Consider the following 5,453-nt stretch of genomic DNA (forward strand, 5'->3'; position numbering starts at 1 on the left):
GCGGATGAACTGCTCCACGTAGTCCGCGCCCAGGCCGTTGCCCGCGTAGTGGGCGCGGGCCATGTCGATCTTGGTGAACACGTCCTCGTAGCCCGTGTTCCGGTTCTCCTCGTCGAGGTAGATCATCGCGCCGCTGATGTTGAAGAACGTGATCATCTCGGCGCAGTCCTCCGGCACGGCCAGCGTGTGGATCTCGCCCGGCGGCTCGTAGACGAAGTGGCCCTGCTCGGCCACCCACGGGTGCTCGTAGTAGTGCCACTTGCCCTTGATCACGTACCCGAAGACCGCGCCCGGGTGCCGGTGCCGGGAGACGATGCCGGCGGCGGTGACCTTCAACAGGTTGCACCACTGGCCCGTGACCGTATTGAAGAGCAGCGGCCGGAACCACACATTGGGCGCCTGCGGCACCCACACGCGCTCGTCCTCGGGGACGGCCGCGACGGCGAGTTCGGGCGGCAGCGACGTGGTCGCCGCGATGACGGCTGGGGCTACTTCATTGGCCATCCCCCAACGAAGCCAGTTGTCCGAATGCTGGTCAAGGGCCGACTTTCGAATAGCGGCATTCGTCGGGCGGATATGGCTGTCACGAGCATTGCGCCGTGCACGACTGTTGCCCCCGCGTAGCCCGCAACTTAGCCTGAGGGCGGCTGTTGATCACTGGTGCCGTTGTGCTGATCGGGCTGGGTCGGGCTGGTTTGGGCGGGAAGACGCGCTGCTTCGGTGCGGGGTGAGGGCAAGATGTTGAACCCGGATGTCAGGCTGGAATGGTTCGTCTCCTTCCTCGCGGTCATCGAAACGGGGAGCTTCGTCGCCGCGGCCGAGTCCACCAAGCGGTCCCAGCCCCGCGTCAGCATGCACGTCGCCGCGCTGGAGCGCGAGATCGGCCTGCCCCTCTTCGACCGCCGCAAGCGCCCCGTGGAGCTGACCGAGGCCGGCGTCGTCCTCGCCGACCACGCCCACGAGATCCTGCGCGCGCTGGAGTCCGCGGAGGCCGCGATGGCCCCGTGGCGCAGCGGTGCCCGCGGTGTGGTGACGCTCGGTTCGTACCCGAGCGCGAGCGCCGCGTTCGTGCCGGCCCTGCTCCAGGGGCTGGCGCGGACGAGCCCCGAGGTGCGGGTGGTGCTGGTGGAGCGGTCGACGCTGGAGCTGGACGACGCCCTGACCTCCGGCGCCGTCGACGTGTACCTGCGTCCGATGTCGCCGCCGCCGTCGTCCGCCTCCGTGCGCAGCCGGTTGCTGTGGGGGGAGTCGCTGGTCGCGATCCACCCCAGTGAGCACGCGCTGTCCGACGTGCCCGACCCGCTGTCGATCGACGCCGTCGCCGAGCACCCCATCGTCTCGATCGGCCGGCTCGACGCCCCGGAGACCCCCGACTTCGAGACGTACCGGACGTTTCGCGACTGCGGCCACGAGATCGAGCCCGTGCAGGCCACCAACCAGCCGCAGACGCTGGTCTCGCTGGTCCGCCAGGGCATCGGCGTCGGCGTGACCAACTCGCTGGCCGCCCAGGTCGCCGACGTCGACGGCGTCCGCGTACGGCGGTTGAAGGGGGCCCCGGAGCGCCGCGTGGCGGTCTGCTGGGACTCCTCGCGCCCGCTCACGCCGTCGGCCCGTACGCTGCTGCGCGCCATCGTCCGGGCCCGGATCCCGGCCGGCACCCACGCGGTGCCCGCCGCGGCGTGACCGGGCGTGCGTACGTATCCGACGGGTGCGGCCCGGCACATCAGCTTTGCGAATACTGTCATTCGCAATTCAGTCTTAACGCCCTGGCAGTCCGCTTCTAATGTTTCCGTAGCCGGAACCATGCACGGCTGGGACCGAATGAAGGGAGAGGGGCGTTGACGGAGGAGTCTGATTCCCGGACCGGGGATCTGCACGGCCGTCGTGCGCTCATTACGGGAGCGGGCAGCGGAATCGGGCGCGCAGTTGCGCTCGGACTCGCGGCCGTCGGCGCCGACTTGGTATTGCTGTCGGAGCGCGACAATCTCGACCCGGTGGCCAAAGAGGCCGCTGAATGGGGAGTTTCCGTCACTCGCGTGCACGTCGACCTGACCGATGCCGGAGCCCGTAGAGGCGAGATCAGTCAACTTGTCGAGAGATTCGACCTGGACATTCTGGTCAACAATTCCGGACTCATTCGCAGAGCCCCGGCCGCGGAATTCGGGGACGCCGACTGGTACGACGTGGTGGAGCTGAACCTGCACGCCGCATTCGAGCTGACCCGGGCCATCGGCGCGGGGATGCTGGAGCGCGGTTACGGCAAGATCATCAACATCGCGTCGGTGCTGAGCTTCCAGGGCGGGATGTACGTCCCGTCGTATACGTCGAGCAAGCACGCCCTCGTCGGACTGACCCGCGCGCTGGCCAACGAATGGGCCGGCCGCGGCGTCAACGTCAACGCCGTGGCCCCCGGCTACATCGACACCGCCGTGACCTCGGAGCTGCGCGCCGACGGCGTCCGCAGCAGCGAGATCCTCGCCCGCATCCCCGCCGGCCGGTGGGGTCGCCCCGCCGACATCGCCGGACCCGTGGTGTTCCTCGCCTCGCCCGCCGCCGACTACATCCACGGTCACGTCCTGGCCGTCGACGGCGGCTGGCTGTCGCGCTGAACCCCCCGCTGCGGCACAGCACGCACGTACGAGATCGGAGCCAATTCGAGATGACGACGACCATCCCGCCGGAGACCATCGCGGCCTTCCACGGCATAGCCACCGCGTCGGTGGCCGACGCCGTGGAGCAGAAGGGCGTACGGGGCTACCTCACCGGGAGCATCAAAGCGGTGCTGCCGGGCAAGTTGGTGGGCCCCGCGGTGACGGTGCAGGAGGTGCCCTCCCACGTGTCGGAGCCCCCCACGCACGCGCTGCGCGCCATCGACGAGTCGGCGCCGGGCAGCGTCATCTGCATCGCCGCCGGCGGCGCCGACGTCGCGGTGTGGGGCGGGCTGATGGCCGCGGGCGCCGTCACCAACGAGATCGCCGGCGCCGTGCTCGACGCGGGTGTCCGGGACGTCGAGGAGATCCGCCGCGACTACCCCGAACTCCCCATCTATGCCCGCGGCGCCGTGCCGGCCACCACCGTCGGCCGCTACCGGACCGTCTCGCTCAACGAGCCGGTCGAGGTCGGCGGCGTGTCCGTACGCCCCGGCGACCTGATCGTCGCCGACAGCGACGGCGTCGTGTGCGTGCCGCTGGAGCTGGTCGCCGAGGTGCTGGCGCTGGCCACGGACATCGAGGAGCGCGAGCGGGAGCAGACGCGGCTCATCCGGGAGTCCGGCTCGCTGCGCGGCGGCCTCGAAAAGTACCAGCGGATCTGACGGCGGCGGACATGGACAACGACATCCTCGCCATCGGCGAGCCCCTGCTGGAGTTCAACGCCCGCGCGGAGGGCCGCGAGCCCGTCGCGCCGGGCGACGACTTCGCCGTCGGCTACGGCGGCGACTCGTCGAACTTCGCGGTGGCCGCGCAGCGCTCCGGCGCGCGCACCGGCTACGTCACCCGCATCGGCGACGACGACTTCGGCGACGCCCTGCTGCGGCTGTGGCAGCGCGAGGGTGTCGGCACCGAGCACGTCGTCCGGGAGGCCGGCGGGCGTACCGGGATCTACTTCATCTCCCGTACGCCCGCGGCCAGCAGGTTCACGTACTACCGCGCGGACTCGCCGGCCAGCAGGCTCACCCCGGCCGACGTGCCGGCCGAGGCGATCGCGCGGGCGCGCATGCTGCACGTCACCGGGATCACCCAGGCCATCGGCCCGTCCGCCTGCGACGCGGCCTTCCACGCCATGGAGCTGGCCCGCGGCAGCGGCACGCTGATCGGCTACGACCCCAACTACCGCCCCGCGCTCTGGCCCGTGGAACGGGCCCGCGCGGTGGTCATGCGCAGCATCGAGCTGTGCGATGTGGCACTGCCGAACCTGGAGGAGGGCAGGCTGCTCACCGGCCTGCACGAGCCCGAGGAGGTCCTCGACGCCTTCGTGCGCCGCGGGCCCGGCATCGTCGTGCTCAAGATGGGCGACCAGGGCGCCCTGCTGGCCCACGAGGGCACCGTGACCCGCATTCCGCCCCACCCGGTGCGGGCCGTCGACCCCTCAGGGGCCGGCGACACCTTCGACGGCGCGTTCGCGGCCCGGCTCCTGGAGGGTGCCGTACCGCTGGAGGCGGCCCGCTACGCGGCCGTCGCCGCCGCGCTCACCACCACCGGACCGGGAGCGGTCCTGCCGATTCCGCACCGGGCCGCGGTGGACGCGCTGCTCCCCGGCGCTCCCACACCAGCCCCGTAGCCGTACGGATCAGGAGAGACTCATGTTTCGCGCAACACGTCACATAGCAGTGGCGGCGGCTTGTTCGGGAGCCCTGCTGCTGGCCGCCTGCGGCGGCGACTCGACCGTGGACGACGACGTCGACGGTGGTTCGGGCGGCACCGAGCCGACCAAGCTGTCCGCCGGCTACGTCTCCGCCATCGACCAGATCGGCCTGCCGGCCGGCGTCGAGGCGGGCTACTTCGACGAGCAGAACCTCAACGTGAAGCTGAAGGAGCCCTACCCGACCGGCGTGGACGCGCTCAACGCGCTCCAGGCCGGCGAGGTCGACGTGGTCCAGGTCGGCACCCCGGCCATCGCCGCCGCCCAGCAGGGCATCGACCTGGTGCTCGTCGGCAACTACACCGGCTCGTCCTCGCAGCTCAGCATCGACGAGACGATGGCCGTGGTGGCCGGCGGCGACTCCGGCATCGACGGCAAGGACCTCTCGACGCTGCGCGGCAAGCGCATCGGCGTCTCCGAGGGCTCGATCAACCACCTCTACCTCCTCGGCCTGCTGGAGGAAGCGGGGCTGAAGGCCGGCGACATCGAGATCGTCAACACCGAGCCGCCGGACATGGCGGTCGCGCTGGAGACCGGCGGCATCGACGCGGGCATCGTCTGGGACCCGTGGCCGATCACCATGACCGAGCAGGTCGACGGCTCCGAGGAAGTCCTGCGCGGCGGCGGCTACATCCCGTTCATCGGCTACCTGGTGACCACGCGCGAGTACGCCGAGAAGAACCCCGCGGTCATCGAGCAGTTCCTCACCGCCCGCGCGCAGACCGACCAGTGGATGCGCGAGAACCCCGACGACGCCGCCGACTCGGCGACGCGCTGGCTGCCGGGCACGGAGAAGAAGGTCGCGACGGAGGCGATGAAGCACAACGTCAAGCAGCTCGACGGCCGCTTCTCCGCCTGCAACTACCTGGCGCTCGACACCCTCGCGGGGCTGCTGGCCGAGCAGGGCAACGTCGAGAAGGGCTTCGACGTCAACAAGTACTTCCAGCCCGAGCCGATCCTGAAGGTCATGAAGGACAACCCCGACCTCTTCGCCGACCTGCCGCCCGTCCCGGACGCCGCGGCGATCGAGGGCGGGTACACCTTCGACCGCGACACCGCCGCCGAGGCATGCCCGTCGTGACCACGCCCCGTAC

General features: G+C 70.6%; 6 protein-coding genes. 5 read left to right on the top strand and 1 reads right to left on the bottom strand.

All coding sequences use genetic code 11. The features are described 5' to 3' along the window. On the bottom strand, window positions 1-504 hold a 504-nt coding region (locus H5J30_RS16010), incomplete at its 3' end, for a 2,4'-dihydroxyacetophenone dioxygenase family protein (RefSeq protein ID WP_018835884.1). Window positions 505-738: 234 nt separating this feature from the next. Here H5J30_RS16010 and H5J30_RS16015 point away from each other — a divergent pair. The 5 genes from H5J30_RS16015 (at window position 739) to H5J30_RS16035 (ending at window position 5,440) form a co-directional block, all read left to right on the top strand. Continuing rightward, a complete protein-coding gene (locus H5J30_RS16015) occupies window positions 739-1,683 on the top strand; it encodes a LysR family transcriptional regulator (RefSeq protein WP_181788111.1) in 945 nt (314 codons plus the stop codon). A 155-nt stretch (window positions 1,684-1,838) separates the two neighbouring features. Next, window positions 1,839-2,609, top strand: coding sequence for an SDR family oxidoreductase (locus H5J30_RS16020; protein WP_309505546.1), 771 nt, complete (start codon window positions 1,839-1,841; stop codon window positions 2,607-2,609). Between the two features lie 50 nt (window positions 2,610-2,659). Beyond that, a complete protein-coding gene (locus tag H5J30_RS16025) occupies window positions 2,660-3,313 on the top strand; it encodes an RraA family protein (RefSeq protein ID WP_100299948.1) in 654 nt (217 codons plus the stop codon). An 11-nt stretch (window positions 3,314-3,324) separates the two neighbouring features. Continuing rightward, window positions 3,325-4,278: a sugar kinase gene (locus H5J30_RS16030; RefSeq protein WP_181788112.1), complete on the top strand. Its 954-nt coding sequence runs from the start codon at window positions 3,325-3,327 to the stop codon at window positions 4,276-4,278. 22 nt (window positions 4,279-4,300) lie between these two features. Continuing rightward, window positions 4,301-5,440 carry an ABC transporter substrate-binding protein gene (locus H5J30_RS16035; protein WP_220188969.1) on the top strand — a complete coding sequence of 380 codons (1,140 nt, stop codon included), beginning with the start codon at window positions 4,301-4,303 and terminating at the stop codon, window positions 5,438-5,440. The last annotated feature ends 13 nt before the right edge of the window (window positions 5,441-5,453 follow it).

It is taken from the genome of Streptomyces phytophilus (assembly GCF_013870535.1).
Lineage (GTDB): Bacteria > Actinomycetota > Actinomycetes > Streptomycetales > Streptomycetaceae > Streptomyces > Streptomyces phytophilus.

Bases quoted from the DNA above. Each gene is read 5' to 3' on its own strand.
- H5J30_RS16015 (WP_181788111.1), top strand. From the start codon at position 739: ATGTTGAACCCGGATGTCAGGCTGGAATGGTTCGTCTCCTTCCTCGCG.
- H5J30_RS16025 (WP_100299948.1), top strand. From the start codon at position 2,660: ATGACGACGACCATCCCGCCGGAGACCATCGCGGCCTTCCACGGCATA.
- H5J30_RS16030 (WP_181788112.1), top strand. From the start codon at position 3,325: ATGGACAACGACATCCTCGCCATCGGCGAGCCCCTGCTGGAGTTCAAC.
- H5J30_RS16035 (WP_220188969.1), top strand. From the start codon at position 4,301: ATGTTTCGCGCAACACGTCACATAGCAGTGGCGGCGGCTTGTTCGGGA.